General features: G+C 65.7%; 22 protein-coding genes and 1 tRNA gene. 10 read left to right on the plus strand and 13 right to left on the minus strand.

What is annotated here, in order from left to right; all coding sequences use genetic code 11:
* Positions 1–261 precede the first annotated feature (261 nt).
* The 4 genes from secA to HWX25_RS24785 all read left to right on the plus strand — a co-directional run bounded on the left by secA (position 262) and on the right by HWX25_RS24785 (position 5774).
* Positions 262–3060, plus strand: a complete 2799-nt coding sequence (secA, locus tag HWX25_RS24770; protein WP_175911065.1) for a preprotein translocase subunit SecA — start codon at positions 262–264, stop codon at positions 3058–3060.
* A gap of 143 nt (positions 3061–3203) precedes the next feature.
* Positions 3204–4445 (plus strand): bifunctional glutamate N-acetyltransferase/amino-acid acetyltransferase ArgJ, encoded by a 1242-nt coding sequence (gene argJ / locus HWX25_RS24775; RefSeq protein WP_175911066.1) that lies wholly within the window; start codon positions 3204–3206, stop codon positions 4443–4445.
* A 19-nt stretch (positions 4446–4464) separates the two neighbouring features.
* Positions 4465–5334 (plus strand): ATP-binding protein, encoded by an 870-nt coding sequence (locus tag HWX25_RS24780; protein WP_175911067.1) that lies wholly within the window; start codon positions 4465–4467, stop codon positions 5332–5334.
* The gene (locus tag HWX25_RS24785) at positions 5331–5774 is read left to right on the plus strand and encodes an NUDIX domain-containing protein (RefSeq protein ID WP_059535183.1); all 444 of its coding nucleotides are present in this window, start codon (positions 5331–5333) and stop codon (positions 5772–5774) included. Before HWX25_RS24780 ends, HWX25_RS24785 begins: the two co-directional genes overlap by 4 nt.
* A gap of 61 nt (positions 5775–5835) precedes the next feature.
* Here HWX25_RS24785 and HWX25_RS24790 read toward each other — a convergent pair whose 3' ends face one another.
* The 9 genes from HWX25_RS24790 to HWX25_RS24830 all read right to left on the minus strand — a co-directional run bounded on the left by HWX25_RS24790 (position 5836) and on the right by HWX25_RS24830 (position 13825).
* A complete protein-coding gene (locus HWX25_RS24790) occupies positions 5836–6036 on the minus strand; it encodes a DNA gyrase inhibitor YacG (RefSeq protein WP_039317342.1) in 201 nt (66 codons plus the stop codon).
* Positions 6037–6064: 28 nt separating this feature from the next.
* Positions 6065–6820: a cell division protein ZapD gene (gene zapD / locus HWX25_RS24795; RefSeq protein ID WP_059535184.1), complete on the minus strand. Its 756-nt coding sequence runs from the start codon at positions 6818–6820 to the stop codon at positions 6065–6067.
* A gap of 109 nt (positions 6821–6929) precedes the next feature.
* Entirely contained in the window at positions 6930–7538 is a 609-nt protein-coding gene (gene coaE, locus HWX25_RS24800; protein WP_059820699.1) for a dephospho-CoA kinase, read from the minus strand.
* A gap of 84 nt (positions 7539–7622) precedes the next feature.
* On the minus strand, positions 7623–8534 hold the full coding sequence (locus HWX25_RS24805; RefSeq protein WP_175911068.1) for an A24 family peptidase: 912 nt from the start codon (positions 8532–8534) through the stop codon (positions 7623–7625).
* A 45-nt stretch (positions 8535–8579) separates the two neighbouring features.
* Entirely contained in the window at positions 8580–9785 is a 1206-nt protein-coding gene (locus HWX25_RS24810; protein ID WP_175911070.1) for a type II secretion system F family protein, read from the minus strand.
* A gap of 5 nt (positions 9786–9790) precedes the next feature.
* Positions 9791–11068 (minus strand): ATPase, T2SS/T4P/T4SS family, encoded by a 1278-nt coding sequence (locus tag HWX25_RS24815; protein ID WP_175911072.1) that lies wholly within the window; start codon positions 11066–11068, stop codon positions 9791–9793.
* Positions 11069–11150: 82 nt separating this feature from the next.
* Positions 11151–12437 (minus strand): HlyC/CorC family transporter, encoded by a 1287-nt coding sequence (locus HWX25_RS24820; RefSeq protein ID WP_081055055.1) that lies wholly within the window; start codon positions 12435–12437, stop codon positions 11151–11153.
* Positions 12438–12585: 148 nt separating this feature from the next.
* A tRNA-Pro gene (locus tag HWX25_RS24825) sits at positions 12586–12662 on the minus strand.
* 167 nt (positions 12663–12829) lie between these two features.
* On the minus strand, positions 12830–13825 hold the full coding sequence (locus tag HWX25_RS24830) for a polyprenyl synthetase family protein (RefSeq protein ID WP_059451907.1): 996 nt from the start codon (positions 13823–13825) through the stop codon (positions 12830–12832).
* A 210-nt stretch (positions 13826–14035) separates the two neighbouring features.
* Between HWX25_RS24830 and rplU the strand changes: the two genes are divergently transcribed.
* The 4 genes from rplU to proB all read left to right on the plus strand — a co-directional run bounded on the left by rplU (position 14036) and on the right by proB (position 17144).
* Positions 14036–14347, plus strand: a complete 312-nt coding sequence (gene rplU / locus HWX25_RS24835; protein WP_006025184.1) for a 50S ribosomal protein L21 — start codon at positions 14036–14038, stop codon at positions 14345–14347.
* 24 nt (positions 14348–14371) lie between these two features.
* Complete coding sequence (gene rpmA, locus HWX25_RS24840) at positions 14372–14635, plus strand: 50S ribosomal protein L27 (RefSeq protein ID WP_006476999.1); 264 nt, start codon at positions 14372–14374, stop codon at positions 14633–14635.
* A gap of 187 nt (positions 14636–14822) precedes the next feature.
* Positions 14823–15935: an Obg family GTPase CgtA gene (gene cgtA, locus HWX25_RS24845; protein ID WP_059535195.1), complete on the plus strand. Its 1113-nt coding sequence runs from the start codon at positions 14823–14825 to the stop codon at positions 15933–15935.
* Positions 15936–16025: 90 nt separating this feature from the next.
* The gene (gene proB, locus HWX25_RS24850) at positions 16026–17144 is read left to right on the plus strand and encodes a glutamate 5-kinase (protein ID WP_059465328.1); all 1119 of its coding nucleotides are present in this window, start codon (positions 16026–16028) and stop codon (positions 17142–17144) included.
* 105 nt (positions 17145–17249) lie between these two features.
* Here the strand turns inward: proB and HWX25_RS24855 are convergent, their stop codons facing one another.
* Both HWX25_RS24855 and HWX25_RS24860 read right to left on the minus strand, forming a co-directional pair.
* Positions 17250–17807, minus strand: a complete 558-nt coding sequence (locus tag HWX25_RS24855) for a CNP1-like family protein (protein ID WP_059465329.1) — start codon at positions 17805–17807, stop codon at positions 17250–17252.
* Positions 17808–17870: 63 nt separating this feature from the next.
* On the minus strand, positions 17871–18518 hold the full coding sequence (locus HWX25_RS24860) for an RNA pyrophosphohydrolase (protein ID WP_059535199.1): 648 nt from the start codon (positions 18516–18518) through the stop codon (positions 17871–17873).
* A gap of 218 nt (positions 18519–18736) precedes the next feature.
* Between HWX25_RS24860 and HWX25_RS24865 the strand changes: the two genes are divergently transcribed.
* Together HWX25_RS24865 and HWX25_RS24870 are read left to right on the plus strand one after the other, a co-directional pair.
* Positions 18737–20473: a proline--tRNA ligase gene (locus HWX25_RS24865; RefSeq protein WP_059820705.1), complete on the plus strand. Its 1737-nt coding sequence runs from the start codon at positions 18737–18739 to the stop codon at positions 20471–20473.
* A gap of 21 nt (positions 20474–20494) precedes the next feature.
* Positions 20495–21097, plus strand: a complete 603-nt coding sequence (locus HWX25_RS24870; protein ID WP_012363042.1) for a MarC family protein — start codon at positions 20495–20497, stop codon at positions 21095–21097.
* A gap of 85 nt (positions 21098–21182) precedes the next feature.
* Here HWX25_RS24870 and HWX25_RS24875 read toward each other — a convergent pair whose 3' ends face one another.
* Positions 21183–21734 carry a hypoxanthine-guanine phosphoribosyltransferase gene (locus tag HWX25_RS24875; RefSeq protein ID WP_059465332.1) on the minus strand — a complete coding sequence of 184 codons (552 nt, stop codon included), beginning with the start codon at positions 21732–21734 and terminating at the stop codon, positions 21183–21185.
* Positions 21735–21828: 94 nt separating this feature from the next.
* Positions 21829–23196, minus strand: a complete 1368-nt coding sequence (gene ffh, locus HWX25_RS24880) for a signal recognition particle protein (protein WP_059465333.1) — start codon at positions 23194–23196, stop codon at positions 21829–21831.
* Between the last annotated feature and the right edge of the window lie 32 nt (positions 23197–23228).

The following is a 23228-nucleotide window of genomic DNA, read 5'->3' on the forward strand; positions in this document are numbered from 1 at the left end:
ATTCTTCGGGCGCGCACGGGCGCGGACGTTGACGCCGATTGTACCCGCGCCGGCTCGCGCACGGGCGGCTTTCCGGCCATGCGCCCGATTGCTCGCACGGGTTTGGCGTGCGGCGCGAGTCCGGCCGGGACACCGGCGCATGCTTCCTCGCGTGCTAAAATTCCTCGTTTGATTCCACTAATTCGCTAAGCCGCCGAGGCTCGGGCGTCGGGGCGCGCAACGCGCGCCGGGCGCCGGTGCTGCGACGCAGGATCCGATCCGATGACAACCGGTTTTCTCCAGAAAATTTTTGGCAGCCGCAACCAGCGGCTCGTCAAGCAATACCAAAAGACCGTCGCGACGATCAATGCGCTCGAAACGCAGATCGAGAAGCTGACGGACGACCAGTTGCGCGGCAAGACGGATGAGTTCCGCCAGCGGATCGCGGGCGGCGAGTCGCTCGACAAGCTGCTGCCCGAGGCGTTCGCGGTCTGCCGGGAGGCGAGCCGCCGCGTGCTGAAGATGCGCCACTTCGACGTGCAGATGATCGGCGGCATGGTGCTCCACTACGGCAAGATCGCGGAAATGCGCACCGGCGAGGGCAAGACGCTCGTCGCGACGCTGCCCGTCTACCTGAATGCGCTGGCCGGCCGTGGCGTGCACGTCGTGACGGTCAACGACTACCTCGCGCAGCGCGACGCCGAATGGATGGCGCGCCTCTACAACTTCCTCGGTCTGTCGGTCGGCATCAACCTGTCCGGCATGGAGCACGACCAGAAGCAGCAAGCCTACGCGTCGGACATCACCTACGGCACGAACAATGAGTTCGGCTTCGACTACCTGCGCGACAACATGGTCTACGAGACCGACGCGCGCGTGCAGCGGGCACTGAACTTCGCGGTCGTCGACGAAGTGGACTCGATCCTGATCGACGAGGCGCGTACGCCGCTGATCATCTCCGGCCAAGCGGAAGATCACACCGAACTGTACGTGCGGATGAACGCGCTTCCGCCGCTGCTCGAGCGCCAGATCGGCGAGGAGAAGGCCGACGGCACGGGCGTCGAGAAGCCGGGCGACTACACGCTCGACGAGAAGGCGCGCCAGGTGTTCCTGACGGAGTCGGGCCACGAGAAGGCCGAGCGGCTGCTTGCCGAGTGGGGCCTGATCGGCGAGGGCGAAAGCCTGTACGCGCCGCAGAACATCACGCTGATGCACCACGTGTACGCCGCGCTGCGCGCGCACACGCTGTTCCACAAGGACCAGCACTACGTCGTGCAGAACGGCGAAGTGGTGATCGTCGATGAATTCACGGGCCGCCTGATGGCGGGCCGCCGCTGGTCCGACGGCCTGCATCAGGCGGTCGAGGCGAAGGAACACGTGAAGATCCAGAGCGAGAACCAGACGCTCGCCTCGATCACGTTCCAGAACTACTTCCGCATGTACGCGAAGCTCGCGGGCATGACCGGTACGGCCGACACCGAAGCGTACGAATTCAACGAGATCTACGGCCTCGAGACGGTCGTGATCCCGACCAACCGCCCGCCGAAGCGGATCGACAAGCAGGACCAGATCTACAAGACGGCCAAGGAGCGCTACGACGCGGTGATCCGCGACATTCGCGACTGCTACGAGCGCGGCCAGCCGGTGCTGGTCGGCACGACGTCGATCGAGAACTCGGAACTGCTGTCGCACCTGCTGAAGCAGGCAGGCCTGCCGCACGAGGTGCTGAACGCGAAGCAGCACGAGCGTGAAGCCGCGATCGTCGCGGAAGCCGGTCGGCCGAACCGCATCACGATCGCGACCAACATGGCCGGTCGCGGTACCGACATCGTGCTCGGCGGCAACGCCGAGAAGCAGGCTGCGTTCATCGACGCCGACGACGCGATCCCCGCCGACGAAAAAGCGCGCCGCATCAAGCAGTTGCACGACGAGTGGGAGACGCTGCACGAGCAGGTGAAGGCTGCGGGCGGCCTGCACATCATCGGCACCGAGCGCCACGAATCGCGCCGGATCGACAACCAGCTGCGCGGCCGTGCGGGCCGCCAGGGCGACCCGGGCTCGTCGCGCTTCTACCTGTCGCTCGACGATCCGCTGCTGCGTATTTTCGCGGGCGACCGCGTGCGCTCGATCATGGATCGCCTGAAGATGCCGGAAGGCGAGGCGATCGAGGCCGGCATCGTCACGCGTTCGATCGAGTCCGCGCAGCGCAAGGTCGAAGCGCGCAACTTCGACATCCGCAAGCAGCTGCTCGAATACGACGACGTGTCGAACGACCAGCGCAAGGTGATCTATCAGCAGCGCAATGAACTGCTCGAAGCTCACGACATCACCGAGACGATCTCGGCGATGCGTCATGGCGTGATCGCCGAAGTCGTCCACCAGTTCGTGCCGCAAGGCAGCATCGAGGAACAGTGGGACGTGCCCGAACTCGAGGAAGTGCTGCGCAACGACTGGCAGCTCGACCTTGCGATCCAGGAAATGGTGAACGAGTCGACGTCGATCACGGCCGAGGAGATTCTCGAAGCGGTGACGACCGCCGCCGACGAGCAATACGAGACGAAGGTCGCGATGGTCGGCCGCGAATCGTTCAGCGCGTTCGAGCGCTCGGTGATGCTGCAGACGGTCGACCGCCTGTGGCGCGAGCACCTCGCGGCGCTCGACCACCTGCGCCAGGGCATCCACCTGCGCGGCTATGCGCAGAAGAACCCGAAGCAGGAATACAAGCGCGAAGCGTTCGAGCTGTTCGCCGCGATGCTCGAGGCGATCAAGCAGGAAGTCACGCGCATCGTGATGAACGTGCAGATCCAGTCGCCGGAACAGCTCGAGGAAGCCGCCGAGCAGATCGAGGAGCGCGGCGGTCATCTCGAAAACGTCGAGTATCAGCATGCCGACTATGCGGAATCCGGCGCGCCGGTCGCGAACGTCGCGGCCGCCACCGCGGCCACGGCCACGGCCGACATGGTCGGCAGCGCGATGACCCACAGCGGCCCCGGCGGCGAGATGCCGAAGGTCGGCCGCAACGACCCGTGCCCGTGCGGCAGCGGCAAGAAGTACAAGCAATGTCACGGGAAGCTGTCATGATCGGCGGCGGCGCGCATTCGCGTGCCGCTTCGTTCGCAGCTTCGAGTCAGTGATGTGAGTTGCGGCGGCCCGCGCGTGCGGCCGCCGGTTCTTCCAATCGATGCCGGCGCATGCCGGCATTTTCCATCCGGCAGGTGTGCCCCATGGCTGTCAATTTTCCGTCGATCGATCCCGCCCAACTCCATCCCGTCGCCGGCGTCACGCTCGGCTGGGCGGAAGCGAACATCCGCAAGCCGAATCGCAAGGACGTGCTGGTCATCTCCGTCGATGAAGGGGCGACGGTCGCCGGCGTATTCACCGAGAATCGCTTCTGCGCCGCGCCGGTGACGGTGTGCCGCGAGCACCTGGCAAAGGTGCGCGCCGGCGGTGCGGGCATCCGCGCGCTCGTCGTGAACACGGGCAATGCGAATGCGGGCACCGGCGAGCCGGGCCTCGCGAACACGCGCGAGACCTGCTCGGAACTCGCGCGCCTTGCGGGCATCGACGCTGCACAGGTGCTGCCGTTCTCGACCGGCGTGATTCTCGAGCCGCTGCCGATCGACCGCCTGAAGGCCGGGCTGCCGGCAGCGCTCGCAAACCGCAAGGCCGCGAACTGGTACGACGCCGCGCAGGCGATCATGACGACCGACACGTTGCCGAAGGCCACGTCGCGCCAGGTGACGATCGACGGCCATACGGTCACGCTGACGGGCATCAGCAAGGGTGCGGGCATGATCAAGCCGAATATGGCGACGATGCTGGGCTTCCTCGCGTTCGATGCGAACGTGGCGCAGCCGGTGCTCGACACGCTCGTGAAGGAAGTGGCCGACCGCTCGTTCAACTGCATCACGATCGACGGCGACACGTCGACGAACGACTCGTTCATCCTGATCGCGTCCGGCAAGAGCACGCTGCCCGCGATCACGTCGACCGACTCGCCGGCCTATGCGGCGCTGCGCGAAGCGGTCACGCAGGTCGCCCAGGTGCTGTCGCAACTGATCGTGCGCGATGGTGAAGGCGCGACGAAATTCATGACGGTGCAGGTCGAAGGCGGCAAGAGCGTCGCCGAGTGCCGCCAGATCGCATATGCGATCGGGCACTCGCCGCTCGTGAAGACGGCCTTCTATGCATCCGACCCCAACCTTGGCCGGATCCTCGCGGCGATCGGCTACGCGGGCGTCACGGATCTCGACGTCGGCAAGATCGATCTCTATCTCGACGACGTGCTCGTCGCGAAGGCCGGCGGCCGCAATCCGGCTTACCAGGAGGAGGACGGCCAGCGCGTGATGAAGCAGAGCGAAATCACGATCCGCGTGCTGCTCGGCCGCGGCGACGCGCAGGCAACCGTCTGGACGTGCGATCTTTCGCACGATTACGTGAGCATCAACGCGGATTACCGCTCCTGATCCGGAGCGCTCGAACGACATGGACAAGCTCGAACAGTTTCTGACGCGCGCGGAAGCGCTGCTCGGCCGCCTCGAGGGGATGCTTCCGCCTGCGCCGGCGGCCATCGACTGGAACGCCGCCACCGCGTTCCGCTGGCGCAAGCGCCAGGGGCGCGGCTATCTGCAGCCGGTGCCGGCAGCATCGTCGGTCACGCTCGACGACCTGCACAACATCGACCGACAGAAAGGGCTGATCGAGCAGAACACGCGACAGTTCGTCCAGTGCAAGCCGGCGAACAACGTGCTGCTGACCGGTGCGCGCGGCACCGGCAAGTCGTCCCTGATCAAGGCCTGCCTGAACGCGTATGCGAAGGACGGCCTGCGCCTGATCGAAGTCGACAAGGACGACCTGCACGATCTCGGCGACATCGTCGACCTGATCGCGCAGCGTCCGGAGCGGTTCATCGTGTTCTGCGACGACCTGTCGTTCGAGGAGGGCGAGTCGGGCTACAAGGCGCTGAAGGTCGCGCTCGACGGCTCGATCGCCGCGCAGTCCGACAACGTGCTGATCTACGCGACGTCGAACCGCCGCCATCTGCTGCCCGAGTACATGAGCGACAACGAGTCGTACAAGCATCTGCCGGACGGCGAGATCCACCCCGGTGAAGTCGTCGAGGAAAAGATCTCGCTGTCGGAGCGCTTCGGGCTGTGGGTCAGCTTCTACCCGTTCAAGCAGGACGACTACCTCGACATCGTCGCGCACTGGCTGCGCCATTTCGGCTGCGCGGACGCCGAGATCGAGACGGCGCGCGGCGACGCGCTCGTCTGGGCGCTCGAGCGCGGTTCGCGTTCGGGTCGCGTCGCATGGCAGTTCGCGCGCGACTGGTCGGGTCGCAAGGAGCAGGCATGAGTGCGGATTTCGCAGCAGGCGGTGTGCGCGCGCCTGATGGACGCAAGGTGACGGAGGTCGCGGTCGGCGTGATGGTGCAGGCAGACGGTCGTTACCTGCTCGCGCAGCGGCTGCAGGGCAAGCCGTACGAGGGCTACTGGGAGTTTCCTGGCGGCAAGCTGGAGGCCGGGGAGAGCGTGGAGGACGCGCTGGCGCGCGAATTGCACGAGGAACTCGGCATCGAAGTCACGGCCAGCCACCGCTGGCATACGCTCGAGCACGATTATCCGCACGCGTACGTGCGGCTCTATTTCTGCAAGGTGACGGGCTGGACGGGCGAACCGCACAGCAAGGAAGGGCAGGCGTTCGTGTGGCAGCAACTGCCGGTCGAGGTCGCGCCGCTGTTGCCGGCGGCGCTGCCGGTGCTGGAACTGCTCGAGAAGGAGGCGGCGTCGCAATGACGCCGTGGCGGCTCGCCGGAAAGGCGGGCCACATCGCAGGACGGGCGGCGTCGCGCGCCGCTCAGCTGTCGCGGCGGCCGTCGGTGCCGTCTTCCTCCGACGACGGACCCTCGTCGGAGGACCCGCCGATCCGGTACTTTTCTGCGGCCCATGCGCCGAGGTCGAGCTGCTTGCAGCGGGCCGAACAGAAGGGACGGAACTTGTTTTCAGGCGTCCAGCGCACTTCTGCGCCGCACGAAGGACATTTCACAACGGTAGTCATACGAGAGCGTCGAACCGGCACGCGGCCGTTACAGATTGCACAGTGTCAGGTGGAATGGCACGTCGATGTCCACCGCACGCGGCCGCACGTCGCCGTCCTGCATGGTGAACCGTACCCACAGCATGTATTTGTTGGCGCTCGCTTCGGGAATCACTCGCAGCTCCGGCGGCACGCGCACCTGCATCAGCTGATAGGTGCGCCCCGACAGCATCTGCTGGTAGCTGCCCTGCATCGCCATCACTTTCGAAGCCTGGCCCGATTCACGCGCGAGCCGCAGCACGATCGCAGCGGCGTCGCGCAACGGCAGCAGCGGCAGGATCCATTTCGCGATGTCCTGGCGCCGCTGTTCCGCGGGCCATTGCTGCCACGCATAGTACGACGGCAGGTCGAACTTGCATGTGCCGCCGGGAATCACCGCGCGGCTGCGGATGCTAGCGAGCCACTCGTTGTCGATCAGATGCTGCCCGGTCTTGCCCTGCATCTGCGCAAGATTGGCGAGCGTCTGCTCGATTTCACCGAGAACGGCCTCGAGCGCATTCTGTTCGATGCCCGGATTGCCGCGAAAGGGGGCGAGCGTCTGGCGTTGACGTTCGAGCTCCTTCATCAGATCCGATTTCAGGTCCGCGCGGCCCGTGACCTCGGCGATTTCGAACAGCGTCGTCAGCGCGACGTGATGTTCACGCGGGTCCTCCTGAGCCAAAAAGAACGCGAAGCGCTCGAACAGGTCTTCGAGGCGCAGCAGCGTGCGAATTCGCTCGTTGAACGGATACTCGTAAAGAATCAAGCGCGCTCGCCTCTAGGGTAGGGATTGAAACAATGGAGGACATTCTAATGCTCACTGTCTACCCTAGCAACGCACCAATTTCGTACACCATCACGATCGCGCGCGGCGATCAGTGCGCGGCGGCCGCGAATGCGAGATAGCGTTGGTGCAGTGCATCGACCTGTGCGGCGAGAGCTGCGGGTGTCGTCGCGTCGTTGACGATCACGTCGTCGGCCGCAGCGAGACGTGCTTCGCGCGTCGCTTGTCTTGCGATGATCGCTTCGACCTGTTCGCGCGTGAAATCATTGCGCCGCATCACACGTGCGATCTGCGTCTCGACCGGGCAGTCGACGACCAGCACGCGATCGCTGCGCGCCTTCCAGTTACCTGACTCGACGAGCAGCGGCACGACGAAGATCACGTAAGGGCCCTGCGCTTCGCGGGCCTCGCGCTCGGTCTCGGCGCGGATCAGCGGATGCGTGATCGCTTCGAGGCGCCGGCGTGCGTCGTCGTCGCTGAAAATGAGTGCGCGCATCTTTGCACGGTCGAGCGAGCCGTCGGCCGCGACGAAGTCCGGTCCGAATGCATGTTCGATCGCCGGCATCGCGAGGCCGGCCGGTGCGGTGATGCGGTGCGCGATCAGGTCGGTATCGACGAGCGATGCACCGCGTGCGGCGAACATGTCGGCGACGGTCGTCTTGCCGCTGCCGATGCCGCCGGTGAGTCCTATTGCAAACATGTGAGCCTCCGCCGTGCCGTCACGAGGCAGCGAAGCGCCTCCCCGCGACGCAGCGAACATGGCGACCGCCGGCGGTGCGTCATGTCAGCCGCCGAGTGCCGAATAGAAAGGGGTGCCGAAAAACAGCGTCGCGACGCCGCCTGCCGCGAGGAACGGGCCGAACGGAATCGGCTCCTCGAAGCGCATGCGTCCGCGCCAGGTCGCGACGAGCCCGACGAGCGCGCCCGTCACCGCGGCGAACAGCACGACCTGCGGCAGTGCGGCCCAGCCCATCCATGCGCCGAGCGCGGCGAGCAGCTTCAGGTCGCCGAAGCCGATGCCCTCGATTCCGCGCAACCATTTGAACAGCCAGTAGATCGACCACAGGAACAGGTAACCGGCCATCGCGCCGACCACGGCCGAACGCAGCGACGTGAACGTGCCGCCGAGGTTCAGTGCGAGCCCGGCCCACAGCAACGGCAGCGTCATCGAATCGGGCAGGTACCCGGTCCGGATATCGATCGCGCTCATTGCCAGCAGTGCCGCGCACAATCCGAACGAGGCGAGTGCGGCGACGGTGGGGCCGAACGCGGCGAGCGAACCGGCGGCGAGCAGCGCACCGGCGAGCTCGACGAGCGGATAGCGTACGCCGATCGCATGGCCGCACTGACGGCAGCGCCCGCGCAACAGCAAGTAGCTGACGAGCGGGATGTTCTCCCACGCACGCAGCACGTGACCGCAATGCGGACAGGCGCTGCGCGGGCGCCACAGATCGTAGTGCGGCGGATAGCCGTCATCCGGCGGCGTGCTTGCACTGCCGGTCGCTTCGGCGATCTCGGCCTGCCAGGCGCGCTGCATCATCACCGGGATCCGGTGCACGACGACGTTCACGAAGCTGCCGACGCACAGGCCGAGCATGACGGCGAACGCATACTGCACTGCGGGCGGCAGCATCGCCAGCGCGAGCAACGTACTGTCGGGCGAGTCGAAAACGGTGATCAGGGGCGCGGACGTCATGGGGCTCGGGTTCGGGCATGAAAGGCGACAGAATCGGTTGCGATGCTACACCACGTTGCCCAGCTGAAGGATGGGCAGATACATCGCGATCACAAGGCCGCCGACGAGTGCGCCCAGCACGATCACGATCAGCGGCTCGCCGAGCGCGGCGAGCGCATCGAGGCGCGCGTCGAGCTGACGCTCGCATAGCGCGGCGATATCGGCGAGCATCGTGTCGAGCGCGCCGGTTTCCTCGGCGACGGCGATCGGCTGCACGACGTCGTCCGGGAAGCATCCTGCCGCGTGCATCGCATCGGCCAGACGCGCGCCGCGCAGCACGCGCGTCGCGATCTGTGCGGTGGCCTGTTCGAACACCGGATGGCCGGCGGTGCGCTCGAGCGTGGCGAACGCATCGGCGAGCGGGACGCCCGCGCCGAGCAGCGTTGCAAGCGAGCGGCACCAGCGTGCGGTCGCGAAGCGTATGAGCGCGGTGCCGACGAGCGGCAGATTCAACAGATGCCGCGCGACCGTATAGCGCAGCGAAGACGAGCGCCGCAGCGCGTGGCGCGCGACGAGTCCGGCGCCGGCTGCGCCCGCAACCAACGTGCCACCCCAGGCCGATGTCGCGGACGAGAGGGCGAGCAGGGCGCGGGTTGGTGCCGGCAGCGCCGCGCCGAAACCGTCGAAAATCTGTCGAAACGTCGGCACGACCCACACCATCAGCGCGGCCGAGATCGCGAGCGCGAACACGATGACGGCGACCGGGTACGCGAGCGCGGCACGCAGCTTGCGCCATTGCGCGTCGGCGCGTTCCCGGTGCTCCGCGACGCGGGTCAGTACGGTACCGAGCGCACCCGATGCCTCGCCCACCTCGATCAACTGGCGATACAGCGTGCCGAACTGGGACGGATAGCGTGCGAGCGCGGCGGCGAAGCGTTGCCCGCCGACGATCTCGCGCGCGAGACCGGCGGCGATGCGCGGCAGCCCGTCGCGTGTCCGGGTGCGGGCGAGCATCTCGAGCGACGGTGCGAGCGGTAGTCCGGCTTGCAGCAGGCTCGCGAGCTGACGCGTGAAGCGCGTGACCTCTCGTGCGCCGGCCGCGGGTGGTCGGGCCGCGCCGCGGACGTCGAGCGACAGCACCGCGACGCCGTCGCGCGCGAGTGCTGCTCGTGCGGCGGCTGCATCGAAGGCGATGACGTTCCCGCGGCATGGCGTGCCGTTGCGACGACGGCCGCGCCACGCGAAGCAGGTTTCGTTTGGCGGTGCATGCATGGCGATCACGCGTCAGGCGTTGCAGCCAGCGCTTCCGCGATGCTCGTCGTGCCGTCGCGGACGTGCGCGAGTGCCGCGTCGCGCAGACTGCATACACCCTCGGACGCCGCGCATTGCGCGAGCGTGCCGACGCTTGCGCGTGCGACGATGTGCTCCACCATTGCCGGTGAAACCGGCATCGTCTGATGCAGGCCGATCCGGCCGCGATAACCGATGCCGTGACAGGCGGCACAGCCGCGCGCGACGAACGGGCGCCATCCGGATTCCAGCGCTGCCGAATCGCAGCCTGCTTCGCGCAGCGCGCGTGCCGATGCGTCCGAACGCACGCGGCAGACCGTGCACAGGCGCCGGACGAGGCGTTGCGCGGTGACGAGGCGCAATGCGGCCGCCAGGTTGTATGGTGCGACGCCGATGTCGAGCAGTCGCGCGACGGCTGTCGGCGCGTCGTTCGTGTGCAGCGTCGACAGCACGAGGTGCCCGGTCTGCGCGGCCTTGATCGCGACGTCGGCCGTCTCCGCATCGCGAATCTCGCCGACCATGATGACGTCCGGGTCCTGCCGCAGCAGCGCGCGCAGCGCAGTGGCGAAAGTGAGCCCGGCTTTTTCGGCCACGCCGACCTGGTTGATGCCGTCGAGCTGAATCTCGGCCGGATCCTCGACCGTGCACACGTTGTGCGCATCGCGGTCGAGCATCTGCAGCGCGCAATAGAGCGACAGCGTCTTGCCGCTTCCGGTCGGCCCGGTGACGAGCACGAGACCGTGCGGCGCGCGAATCGCGGCCTCCATCGCCGCGGCCTGACGCGCGTCGAAGCCGAGGCGCGCGAGCGTGAGGTCGGGCGGCAACATTTCCAGGCGACGCAACACGAGCTTCTCGCCGAACAGTGTGGGCAGCGAGCTGACCCGGTAGTCTCCTCGTATGCCGCCGTCGACCGCGATGCGCAGCCGGCCGTCTTGCGGAAGCCGGCGCTCGGCGATGTCCATGCGGGCGAGCACCTTGATGCGTGTTACGAGTGCATCGCGCAGATGAGCTGGCGGCCGCGCGTGTTCATGCAGGACGCCGTCGATGCGCAGGCGGATGCGCCAGCCTCCTTCGAACGGCTCGACGTGGATGTCGGACGCGTCGCGCACGCGGGCGGCGTGCAACGTGTCGGTCAGCAGCCGTACGGCGGGCGAGTCGTCGAGCTGCGCCGCATCGAGCGACCGGGGCGTTTCAGCGGGCGATGCGTCGAGGGAGGCGGGCGGCCGCTGCGTGCGCGGCGGCGCCCCGGGAGGTGGGAAGTGCATGTGAGCCGGCGCTCGGCCGCCTGTTGATCGTGACCAGCAAATGGTCGCGTATCGCGAGCGGCGCCGACAGTCGGCCGTTCGGCTAGCGCGCGGCGCGTGCGCGCGTGCTGCGCGGCTTGAAGAGCTTGACGGTGCGCACGGCCTGATCGTCGCTGCGCATGACCTCGAGCATTACGTCACGGATTTTCAGGCACACGTCGCCTTCGGGAATTTCTTCGAGGATTTCGAGGATCAGGCCGTTCAGCGTCTTCGGTCCGTCGGTTGGCAATTGCAGGTGCAGCCAGCGGTTCAGTTCGCGCAGCGGCATGCTGGCGGCGACGATGCATTCGCCGTTCTGGTCCCAGCCGCCCGCGCGTTCGCCGCGCGGCATCGACGTCGTGAACTCGCCAATCAGTTCCTCGATGATGTCCTCGGGCGTGACGAGCCCCTCGAGTTCGCCATACTCGTTGACGACGAGCGCAGTTCGCTGCCGGCTTTCCTGAAAATACTGGAGTTGCTGGACGACCGGCGTGCCCGACGGCACGTAGTACGGCTCGGCGAGCAGCGTGCGCAACGTTTCGCGGTCGAAATCCTGGTTGTGCAGTGCGGTGAGTGTCTTCCGGACGTGCAGCACGCCGAGCACCTTGTCGATGTCGCCTTCGTAGACGACCAGGCGGTTGTGATAGCAGGTCTCGAGCTGATGCAGGATGTCGTCGAGCGGCGCGTAGAAGTTGAGCGATTCGATTTGCCGACGCGGCACCATCACGTCGTCGACCGTGATGTTCTCGAGGTCGAACAGGTTGAGCAGGATGCTGCGGTGCTTGGTCGGCATGAAGCTGCTCGATTCGAGCACGATCGCGCGCAGCTCGTCGGCAGACATCCGCTGATCGCGGCCCTTCTTCGTGTTGATGCGCAGCACCCAGAGCACGCCGTTCGCGAGCGCGTTGACGAACCAGACGACCGGCTTGAACACGCGCATCAGCGGCGCGATCACGAGACTGGCGGGCAGCGCGATGCGCTCGGGAAAGGTTGCGCCGACGATCTTCGGCGCGATTTCCGCGAACACGATGATCAGGAACGCGACGATGCCGGTCGCGATCGACAGCGCGAGGTTGTTACGGCCGAACGTATGCAGCGCGAGCGAGGTCGTCAGAACCGGGATGATCGTGTTGAACAGATTGTTGCCGATCAGGATCACGCTGAGCAGCAGGTCGGTGCGCGTGAGAAGACCCTGCGTGGTTTTCGCGCCGAGCACGCCCTGGCCGGCGAGGTGCTTCAGCCGATGGCGGTTGAGCGCCATCATCGCGGTCTCGGAAATGGAAAAGAAGCTGGAGCAGAGGAGAAGCAGGAAGACGGCGCCGATTTGCGCCCATAAGGGAATTTGGTCCACGCGTCAGAAGGGCAGTGAAGGACAGGGATGGAGGGAATATAGCAGAGGCCGGCGGCCGGGATGTGTCGCACGCGGCATCGGGCCCGTGCGACCGGGCAAAACGAAGGCAAAAAAAAACCGTGCACATGGTGCACGGTTTTTTCAAATCTGGTCGGGGTGAGAGGATTCGAACCTCCGGCCTCTACGTCCCGAACGTAGCGCTCTACCAGGCTAAGCTACACCCCGATTTTTTGCTCTTCCGACTCTGGCGCCTTCGTGAAGATCGCTGCGTCGTCTCAAGCAAGAACGTAACTATAACGATGTTTTTTCTAAAAGGGAATACCTTGTTGAAGAAATTTTTCGAGGCAAGGTATCGCGTTCCCTTCGGGTATCGCGTTCCCTTCGCGGCGCGTTTACGACTGCCGCGACGTCGAGTACGAGCACAGCGCGAGCAGGCTTTCCTTGTAGATCGAATCCGGGAACGCGGCGATCGCGGCCGCAGCGGCCTGTGCTTCCTGGCGCGCGCATTCGAGCGTATGGTCGAGCGCGCCCGAACGCGTGATCGCGTCGAAAATCGTATCGAAGCGATCGGTGCCGCCTTGTTCGATCGCCTCGCGCGCGAGCGCCGACTGTTCGGGCGTGCCGCGCTCGATCAGATAGATGAGCGGGAGCGTCGGTTTGCCTTCGCGCAGATCGTCGCCGGCATTCTTGCCCATCGCTTCGGCCGTGCCCGCGTAGTCGAGCCAGTCGTCCATGATCTGGAATGCGGTGCCGATCCGGCGGCCGTATTCGGCCGCGGCGGCTTCGGTCGGCGCATCGGCGCCGGCGAGCACCGCGCCCAAGCGGGCCGATGCCTCGAACAGCTTCGCCGTCTTGTAGCGGATCACCTGCATGTAGCGCGACTCGTCGACGTCCGCGTCGTGCATGTTCAGAAGCTGCAGCACTTCGCCTTCGGAGATGATCGTCGTCGCTTCCGACAGGATCTCCATCACGCGCATCTTGCCGACGCCGACCATCATCTCGAACGAGCGCGAATAGAGGTAGTCGCCGACCAGCACGCTCGCCGCATTGCCGAACAGCGCGTTCGCCGTCTGGCGGCCGCGCCGCAGTTCGGATTCGTCGACGACGTCGTCATGCAGCAGCGTGGCCGTATGGATGAACTCGACGACGGCGGCCAGCACGTGCCGCTGGTGTGACGTCTCGCCGAGCGCACCGGCGACGAGCAACAACAGGGCCGGACGCAGCCGCTTGCCGCCCGCGCCGATGATGTACTCGGCGATCTGGTTGATCAGCAGCACGTCGGACGCGAGGCTTTGCCGGATAACGCGATTCACCTGCTCCATGTCGCTGGCGATCGGGGCGAGCAGGTGGGCGGCGCTGAGGGTGGGGGAGGCGGTGGACGACGACATGATGATCGAAATGGGTGATGCCGCGGATTATAAGTCGAATCCGCGATATCCCGGTCTGTCGGACGTGCCTGCACCGTGATTTTGGCCGTCCGGCCAGGGCTTGCGCGCGGCAATCGTGGATCGGCTTTGACTCGGGTGCTAACCCCATGTATAATCACGTGTTTTCCGCGCGTGGTGTGCGGAAAAATTGGATCCAGAGTGAGGTTCTCAATGTACGCGGTCATAAAAACCGGCGGCAAGCAGTACAAGGTTGCCGTTGGCGAAAAACTCAAAGTAGAACAGATACCGGCTGACATTGACGCTGAAATCACGCTCGACCAGGTTCTCGCAGTGGGCGAAGGTGAATCGATTAAGTTCGGTACGCCGCTGGTCAGTGGGGCTTCCGTCAAGGCCACCGTTGTGTCGCACGGTCGTCATGCCAAGGTCACCATCTTCAAGATGCGTCGCCGGAAGCACTACCAAAAGCACGGCGGCCACCGCCAGAACTACACTGAGCTGCGCATCGACGCGATCAACGCGTAAGCGCCTCGGTAAAGGAGCAATCAGATGGCACACAAAAAGGCAGGCGGCTCTTCCCGGAACGGCCGCGACTCCGAGTCGAAACGTCTCGGCGTGAAAGTGTACGGCGGCCAGGCGATCAACGCTGGCGGCATCATCGTGCGTCAGCGTGGTACGCGCATGCACGCTGGCGAGAACGTCGGCATGGGCAAGGATCACACCCTGTTCGCGCTGGTCGACGGTCACGTCAAGTTCGCGACCAAGGGCGCGGACAAGAAGCATCTGGTCATCGTCGTCCCGGCGGCTGCCTAAGTTCAGGCACCCACGGGCTTCGTAGCCGAAAGGCCCCGCAGTCTTCGCGGGGCCTTTTTTTATTTGGCCGCCGGGCGCATGTGCGCACCGGCGGCTGTCGCGAAACGGCGGGCAATCGGCCGAACGGCAGATTGTTCAAGCGCGCCGGCGCGCGGCACAATAGCGGAAATACTGGTCGGAGTGACGAATGAAGTTCATTGACGAAGCACGAATCGAAGTCATCGCCGGCGACGGAGGCGATGGCAGCGCGTCGATGCGCCGCGAGAAATTCGTCCCGTTCGGCGGGCCGGATGGCGGCGACGGCGGCCGGGGCGGCAACGTCTACGCGATCGCCGACCGCAACATCAACACGCTGATCGACTACCGTTACGCGAAGAAGCACCTGGCGCGCAATGGCGAAAACGGTCGCGGATCCGATTGCTACGGCAAGGGCGGTGACGACGTCACGCTGCGCATGCCGGTCGGCACGGTCGTGACGGACATGGACACGGGCGAATTGATCGCCGACCTGACCGAGCACGATCAGCAGGTGATGCTCGCGAAGGGCGGCGCAGGCGGCCTCGGCAACCTGCATTTCAAATCGAGCACGAACCGTGCGCCGCGCCAGAAAACCGACGGCAAGCCGGGCGAGCGGCGCATGCTGAGGCTCGAACTGAAGGTGCTCGCCGACGTCGGTCTGCTCGGCATGCCGAACGCCGGCAAGTCGACCTTCATCTCGTCGGTGTCGAATGCGAAGCCGAAGATCGCCGACTATCCGTTCACGACACTCGCGCCGAACCTCGGCGTCGTGCGTGTCGGCCCGAGCAAGAGCTTTGTGATCGCCGACATCCCTGGGCTGATCGAGGGCGCAGCCGAAGGTGCGGGCCTTGGCCACCAGTTCCTGCGACACCTGCAGCGCACCGGTGTGCTGCTGCATCTCGTCGATTTGGCTCCGTTCGACGAAAGCGTCGATCCGGTCGCGGAAGCAACCGCGATCGTCGGCGAACTGCGCAAGTACGACGAGGCGCTCTACGAGAAGCCGCGTTGGCTCGTCCTCAACAAGCTCGACATGGTGCCGGAAGACGAGCGCGAGGCGCGCGTCGCCGATTTCCTCGACCGTTTCGGCTGGGACGGCCCGGTATTCGAGATTTCGGCGCTCACGGGTCAGGGCTGCGAAGCGCTGTGCTACGCGATCTACGACTACCTCGCCGAGCATTCGGACGCGCATCGCGCGGCGGAAGAGGAAGATCTGGCCGCGGACGTGCGGTTCCGCGATGCGCCGCCTGCCGATGGCGGCGCGACGCCCGGCGACGACGCCTGAGCGGGGCCGGAACGCACCGGGTGTCGCGCCTGGTGCCGGAATTTAATCGCGCCCGGTCGGGCCGGCATCAGATACAGGAGACAGCGCACGATGCGTTCGATCATCGCGGATTCGAAGCGATTGGTGGTGAAGGTGGGCTCGAGCCTCGTAACCAACGACGGCAAGGGGCTCGATCATGCTGCGATCGGCCGCTGGGCGGCCCAGATCGCCGCGCTGCGCGCGCAGGGCAAGGAAGTGGTGCTCGTCAGTTCGGGCGCGATCGCTGAAGGGATGCAGCGGCTCGGCTGGAGCAAGCGTCCGCGCGAGATCGACGAACTGCAGGCCGCCGCCGCGGTTGGCCAGATGGGACTCGCGCAAGTCTACGAAAGCCGCTTTACCGAGCACGATATCCGCACCGCGCAGATCCTGCTGACACATGCCGACCTTGCCGATCGCGAACGCTACCTGAATGCGCGCTCGACGCTGCTCACGCTGCTGCGGCTCGGCGTCGTGCCGATCATCAACGAGAATGACACGGTCGTCACCGACGAAATCAAGTTCGGCGACAACGACACGCTCGGCGCGCTGGTCGCGAACCTGATCGAAGGCGATGCGCTGATCATCCTGACCGATCAGTCCGGGCTGTTCACCGCCGATCCGCGCAAGGATCCGAACGCGACGCTGGTCGCGGAAGCCAGTGCGGGCGCACCGGAACTCGAGGCGATGGCGGGCGGAGCCGGCTCGAGCCTCGGCCGCGGCGGAATGCTGACGAAGATCCTCGCGGCGAAGCGCGCAGCGCACAGCGGCGCGAACACCGTAATCGCGAGCGGCCGTGAAGCCGACGTGCTGGTGCGACTGGCGGCGGGCGAGGCGATCGGCACGCAGTTGATCGCGCGCACCGCGCGGATGGCCGCGCGCAAGCAATGGATGGCCGATCATCTGCAGGTACGCGGGCACGTCGTGATCGACGCCGGCGCGGTCGAGAAGCTGACGGCTGGCGGCAAGAGCCTGCTGCCGATCGGCGTGATCGGCGTGCAGGGCGCATTCGCGCGCGGCGAGGTGATCGCATGTGTCGGCCCCGATGGGCGCGAAGTGGCGCGCGGTCTCACGAACTACAGCAGCGCGGAAACGAAGCTGATTCACCGCAAGCCGAGCGGCGAGATCGAGACGGTGCTTGGCTACATGCTGGAACCGGAGCTGATTCACCGCGACAACCTCGTGCTCGTGTAATCATCCGGCCAAGGCGTCGCGAGACACAAAAAAGCCCGCGTTATGCGGGCTTTTTGTTGCGACTGGCGAGAGGCAGGGGCCAGGCCGGCGCCCTGCGTCGCGCGGTCAGCGCAGCTGGCTCATCGCGGTGCGGTGGAACCGGATGTTCTCGAGAATCTGCTGGGTCGTGCCCTGCGGCATCTTGTTCGAGCAGAAGTAGTCCTGGTACAGCGCCGAGTGGTACGCGTTCAGCTCGCCGTTCTCGATGCGACGCCAGTCGTTCTCGACCGTTCGGTCCCAGCCGTCGTGGTCCGAATTCAGGCCTGCATACTGACGCCATTCGTAGGTGTCGCAGCGGATGCCTTCGTAGTTCACGTTGCGTGCGCCGGCCGGGCTCGTGATGACGACCGCATAGCGCACGACGCCGTCGGTGCCGACCGCGAGCGACTTCGCATCGACGGAGAACTTGAGCGGCGTGTTCTGCGATACGTTGAACGGCAACAGGTCGCCTGCTTGTGGAAGCGGCGGCAGCGTGTCGACCGGGTTTTCCTTCCAGTTGCCCTGGCGGTCCAGCAGGTACACGAACTCGCTGTCATCCTTGTTGGTCGGCGTCTTCGAATTCGCGCAACCGGCCAGCGTGGCCGCCGCGACAATCGATGCGAGCGCGAGAGCAATCGCTTTCAATATGCATTCCTCGTAAAAAAAGGGCGCGACACAAGGTCGCGCCCGGTCATGCAGTCCGACTCGTCATTTGCCGATGATCTCGCGGGGCGGCATCTCGTCGAGCGTGCTCGCCTCCACTTCGATCTCCGAACAGACCACCGATGTGTCGACAATCGTCAGCGTCTGCTGGACCTGCGCACCGATAACGCGCGGATAGCGCGACGGACGCGGCCCACGCGGCTTTTCGGCTCGCTGCGCCGGGCGGCGCAGGAAGCGCGACAGTTCCGTCAGCGCCAACTGATAGACATCCCGCTTGAACTCGATCACCGCATCGAGCGGCACCCAGTACTCGTTCCAGCGCCACGCATCGAACTCCGGGTGATCGGTCGCGCGCAAGCAAATGTCGCAATCGCGTCCGACCATCCGCAGCAGGAACCAGATCTGCTTCTGGCCGCGGTAATGGCCGCGTACTTCGCGTTTGATGAACTTGTCAGGCACCTCGTAACGCAACCAGTCGCGGGTGCGGCCGATTATCTTGACGTGTTCCGGGTGCAGTCCGGTCTCCTCGTGCAGTTCCCGGTACATCGCCTGCATGGGGGTCTCGCCGTACTTGATCCCACCTTGAGGAAACTGCCAGGAATGCTCGCGGAGCCGCTTGCCCCAAAACACCTCGTTGCGCGCGTTCAAGAGGATGATGCCGACGTTCGGGCGAAAGCCTTCACGATCCAGCATACAACCACCTTCGAATCCTTTAAAATTGCTTTGATTATAAACAGATAACGGGCGCTGCGCACCGTGACGGAGCGAATCCGCGCGGGGTGCACCGGCTGAATTGTCCCTGATTAGTCTGCTACGTCATCTGCGCCATCGTCGTTCGTCGCGCGCAGCTTTTTCACCTTGAAACTTTTTCGGGCGCCCCGCCTGGGGGCGCCGTATTTGGAACCGTCCGCATGAAAGCTTCCCGTTTCTTTATCGGCACCCTCAAAGAAGCACCGGCCGACGCAGAGATCGTCAGCCACAAGCTGATGGTGCGCGCCGGCATGATCCGTCGCGTCGCCGGCGGCATCTACAACTACCTGCCGGTCGGCCTGCGTTCGATTCGCAAGGTCGAGGCGATCGTGCGCGAGGAAATGAACCGGGCAGGCGCCATCGAGCTGCTGATGCCGGCCGTGCAACCGGCCGAGCTGTGGCAGGAATCGGGGCGCTGGGAACAGTACGGCCCGGAACTGCTGCGCTTCAAGGATCGCAAGGACAACGACTTCGTGATCGGGCCGACGCACGAGGAAGTCGTCACCGACATCGCGCGCAACCAGATCAAGAGCTACCGGCAGATGCCGGTGAACTTCTATCAGATCCAGACGAAGTTCCGCGACGAGATTCGTCCGCGCTTCGGCGTGATGCGCGGCCGCGAATTCATCATGAAGGACGCGTATTCGTTCGACAAGGACGCAGCCGGCCTGAACGAGTCGTATCGCAAGATGTATGACGCTTACGTGCGCATCTTCACGCGCCTCGGCCTCGAGTTCCGCGCGGTCGCGGCCGACAGCGGCTCGATCGGCGGCAACTTCTCGCACGAGTTCCACGTGATCGCCGATACCGGCGAGGACGCGATCGCCTACTGCCCGACGTCCGACTTCGCGGCGAACGTCGAAGCGGCCGAAGCGCTGCCGCTGACGCCCGCGCGCGCCGCACCGGCCGAAGCGATGGAGAAGGTCGCGACGCCCGGCAAGGCGAAGTGCGAGGCCGTCGCCGAACTGCTGGCGATCCCGCTCGAGCGCACGATCAAGTCGATCGTGCTTGCCACCGACAACGAAGGCGCCGAGCCGACCATCTGGCTCGTGATGCTGCGCGGCGACCACGATCTGAACGAGATCAAGGTGTCGAAGCTGCCGGGGCTGAAGAACCACCGCTTCGCGACCGAGCAGGAAATCGTCGAGTGGTTCGGCACGCCGCCGGGCTATCTCGGCCCGGTCGGCACGAAGAAGCCGGTGAAGGTGATCGCCGATCGCACGGTCGCGAACATGAGCGATTTCGTCGTCGGCGCGAACGAGGTCGACTATCACATCGCGGGCGTGAACTGGGGCCGCGACCTGCCGGAGCCGGACGTCGCCGACGTGCGCAACGTCAAGAAAGGCGATCCGTCGCCGGACGGCAAGGGCGAGATCGACATCTGCCGCGGCATCGAAGTCGGCCACGTGTTCCAGCTCGGCACCAAGTACTCGGAAGCGATGGGCGCGACGTTCCTCGACGAATCGGGCAAGCCGCAGCCGATGCTGATGGGCTGCTACGGCGTCGGCGTCACGCGCATTCTCGGCGCGGCGATCGAACAGAACTTCGACGACCGCGGCATCATCTGGCCCGAGTCGATCGCCCCGTTCGAGGTCGTGCTGTGCCCGATGGGCTACGATCGCAGCGACATGGTTCGCGAAGCAGCCGACAAGCTGTACGCGGAACTGGCCGCTGCCGGCATCGACGTGATCCTCGACGATCGCGGCGAGCGCCCGGGCGTGATGTTCGCCGACTGGGAACTGATCGGCGTGCCGCATCGCCTGGTGATCGGCGAGCGTGGCCTGAAGGAGGGCAAGATCGAGTATCAGGGCCGCCGCGACGCCGAAGCGACGCTGCTGCCGGCCGACGCGGCCGCGGCGACGGTGACGGAGAAGATCCGCGCCGCGCTCGCGCGCTAAGCGCTGCAACCGGGGGACACGGTGGAATACACCTTCCTGTCGGCCACCGTGCTCCTCGTGCTGATCACGGATCCGCTCGGCAACATTCCGCTGTTCATCACGGCGATGCGGGACGTGCCGCGCGAGCGGCGCGTGAAGCTGATCCTGCGTGAAGTGGGGATCGCGTTCGTGATCCTGCTGTTCTTCATGGTGGTCGGCGACCGCTTCCTGCGGATGATGAGCCTCACCGACCTGTCGCTGCGGCTCGGCGGCGGGATCGTGCTGTTCCTGATCGCGCTGCGGATGATCTTCCCGCATCCGGACGGCGCGCTCGGCAGCGATCCGCGCGCAGGCGGCGAGCCGTTCATCGTGCCGCTCGCGATTCCGGCGCTTGCCGGGCCGTCCGCGCTCGCGACGGTGATGCTGCTGACGTCGCAGGCGCCGGGCAAGATGTTCGAGTGGGTCGGCGCGCTGACGGTCACGATGATCGTCTGCGCGATCACGCTGGTGCTGGCCGAACGGATCCAGCAGTGGCTCGGCGAGCGAACCGTCGCCGCGTTCGAGCGGCTGATGGGTTTGGTGCTCGTCGCGATCTCGGTCGAGATGCTGCTGGCCGGCATCCGGGCGTTCGTGCACCAGCTGTAGCGCGGGCGGTGCGGCGCGTGCCGACGCAAAAAAGCGGCGCCCCGGGAAACCGGGGCGCCGCTTTTCTTTGTGGCGGGCAGGGCGGTCAGACGTTCGCGGTCAGCGCGCGGATCGTCGGCAGATTGCGCCAGTAGCCCTTTGCGTCCATCCCGCAGCCGAACACGTAGCGGTCCGGCACCGAGAAGCCGCAGAAGTCCGGGTGCAGCGGTTTCGCCTTCGCGAGCGTCTTCTCGCACAGCACGGCGGACATGAAGCGCTTCGCACCCATGTCGAGGATGCGGTCGCGGATCGCCGCCATCGTCTCGCCTTCGTCGAGGATGTCGTCGAGCACGAGCACGATCCGGTCCTTCACCGATTCGCGCGGCGCGACGCGCCAGTGCATCTCCGGGCTGCCCTGCGTCGTGTTGCGGTAGCGGGTCAGGTGGATGTAGTCGAATTCCAGCGGGAAATCGAGATGCGGCAGCAGCATCCCGGTAAACACCGCGGCGCCACCCATCACCGAGAGCACGAGCGGGAACGCGTCGCCGATGTCGGCGCGGATCGCGTCGGCCATCCGGGCGATCGATGCGTTGACGGCATCGGCCGAGACGATCTCTTCGGAGTGGTCGAAAATGTGGAGGGCTTCTTCGCGGTTCATGTGTTCTGGCGGGCAGTCGGTATACAAATAAGGATGAAGCAGAACGGCCGGCGCGCGCTACGGCAAAAACCCGCGCGCCGACCGACGGGCGAAATCAGCGCATGCCGGGCATCATGCCCTTCAGGCCGCGCATCATCTTCTGCATGTTGCCGCCCTTCAGCTTCTTCATCATCGTACGCATCTGGTCGTACTGGTTCAGCATTCGGTTGACTTCCTGCACCGGCACGCCCGCGCCGGCTGCAATGCGGCGCTTGCGCGTCGCCTTGATGATTTCGGGTTTCGCGCGCTCGGCGGGCGTCATCGAGCTGATGATCCCTTCCATGCGGCGGATCTGCTTCTCGGCCTGGCCCATGTCGGCGCCGGCCGCCGCCTGCTGGAACTGCGCGGGCAGCTTGTCCATCAGCGACGACAGGCCGCCCATGTTCTTCATCTGCGAGATCTGCGCGCGGAAATCGTTCAGGTCGAAGTCGCCGCCTTTCTTTACCTTGTCGGCGAGCTTCTGCGCGGCCTGCACGTCGACGCCGCGCTGGGCCTCCTCGACGAGCGCGAGGATGTCGCCCATGCCGAGGATCCGGTTCGCCATCCGGTCCGGGTGGAACACCTCGAGGCCGTCGAGCTTCTCGGCGACGCCGACGAACTTGATCGGCTTGCCCGTGATGTGGCGCACCGACAGCGCGGCACCGCCGCGCGAATCGCCGTCGAGCTTGGTCAGCACGACGCCGGTGAGCGGCAGCGTGTCGTTGAACGCCTTCGCGGTGTTGACCGCGTCCTGACCGAGCATCGCGTCGACGACGAACAGCGTTTCGGCCGGCTTCAGCGTGCCGTGCAGCGCGGCGATTTCCTGCATCATCGCCTCGTCGATACCGAGGCGGCCGGCCGTGTCGACGATCAGCACGTCATGGTAGTGGCGCTTCGCCCAGTCGACGGCCGCGAGTGCGATGTCGACGGGCTTCTGGTCCGGCGTCGACGGGAAGAAATCGGCGCCGACCTGTTCGCTCACCGTTTTCAGCTGCATGATGGCGGCCGGGCGATACACGTCGCACGACACCGTCAGCACCTTCTTCTTGTACTTCTCGCGCAGCAGCTTCGCGAGCTTGCCGGCGGTCGTCGTCTTGCCGGCGCCCTGCAGGCCGGCCATCAGGATCACGGCGGGCGGCGTGACGGCGAGGTTCAGCTCGGCGGCCTTGCCTTCGTAGTCGCCGCCGATCACGGCGGTCAGTTCCTTCTGGACCACGCCGACGAGCGCCTGACCCGGCGACAGGCTACTGATCACTTCCTCGCCGAGCGCCTTTTCCTTGACCTTGGCGATGAATTCGCGGACGACGGGCAGCGCGACGTCGGCTTCCAGCAGCGCGAGACGCACCTCGCGGAGCATCTCCTGGGTGTTCGCCTCGGTGAGCCGGGCCTCGCCGCGCAGCGTCTTGACGACGCGCGCCATCCGTTGAGTGAGATTGTCGAGCATGGGGAGCGATGGACAGTGGGGCCCGAAGGCGC

Origin of the sequence: Burkholderia sp. BCC1640, assembly GCF_902833125.1 — a bacterium.
Classification (GTDB): Bacteria; Pseudomonadota; Gammaproteobacteria; order Burkholderiales; family Burkholderiaceae; genus Burkholderia; species Burkholderia diffusa.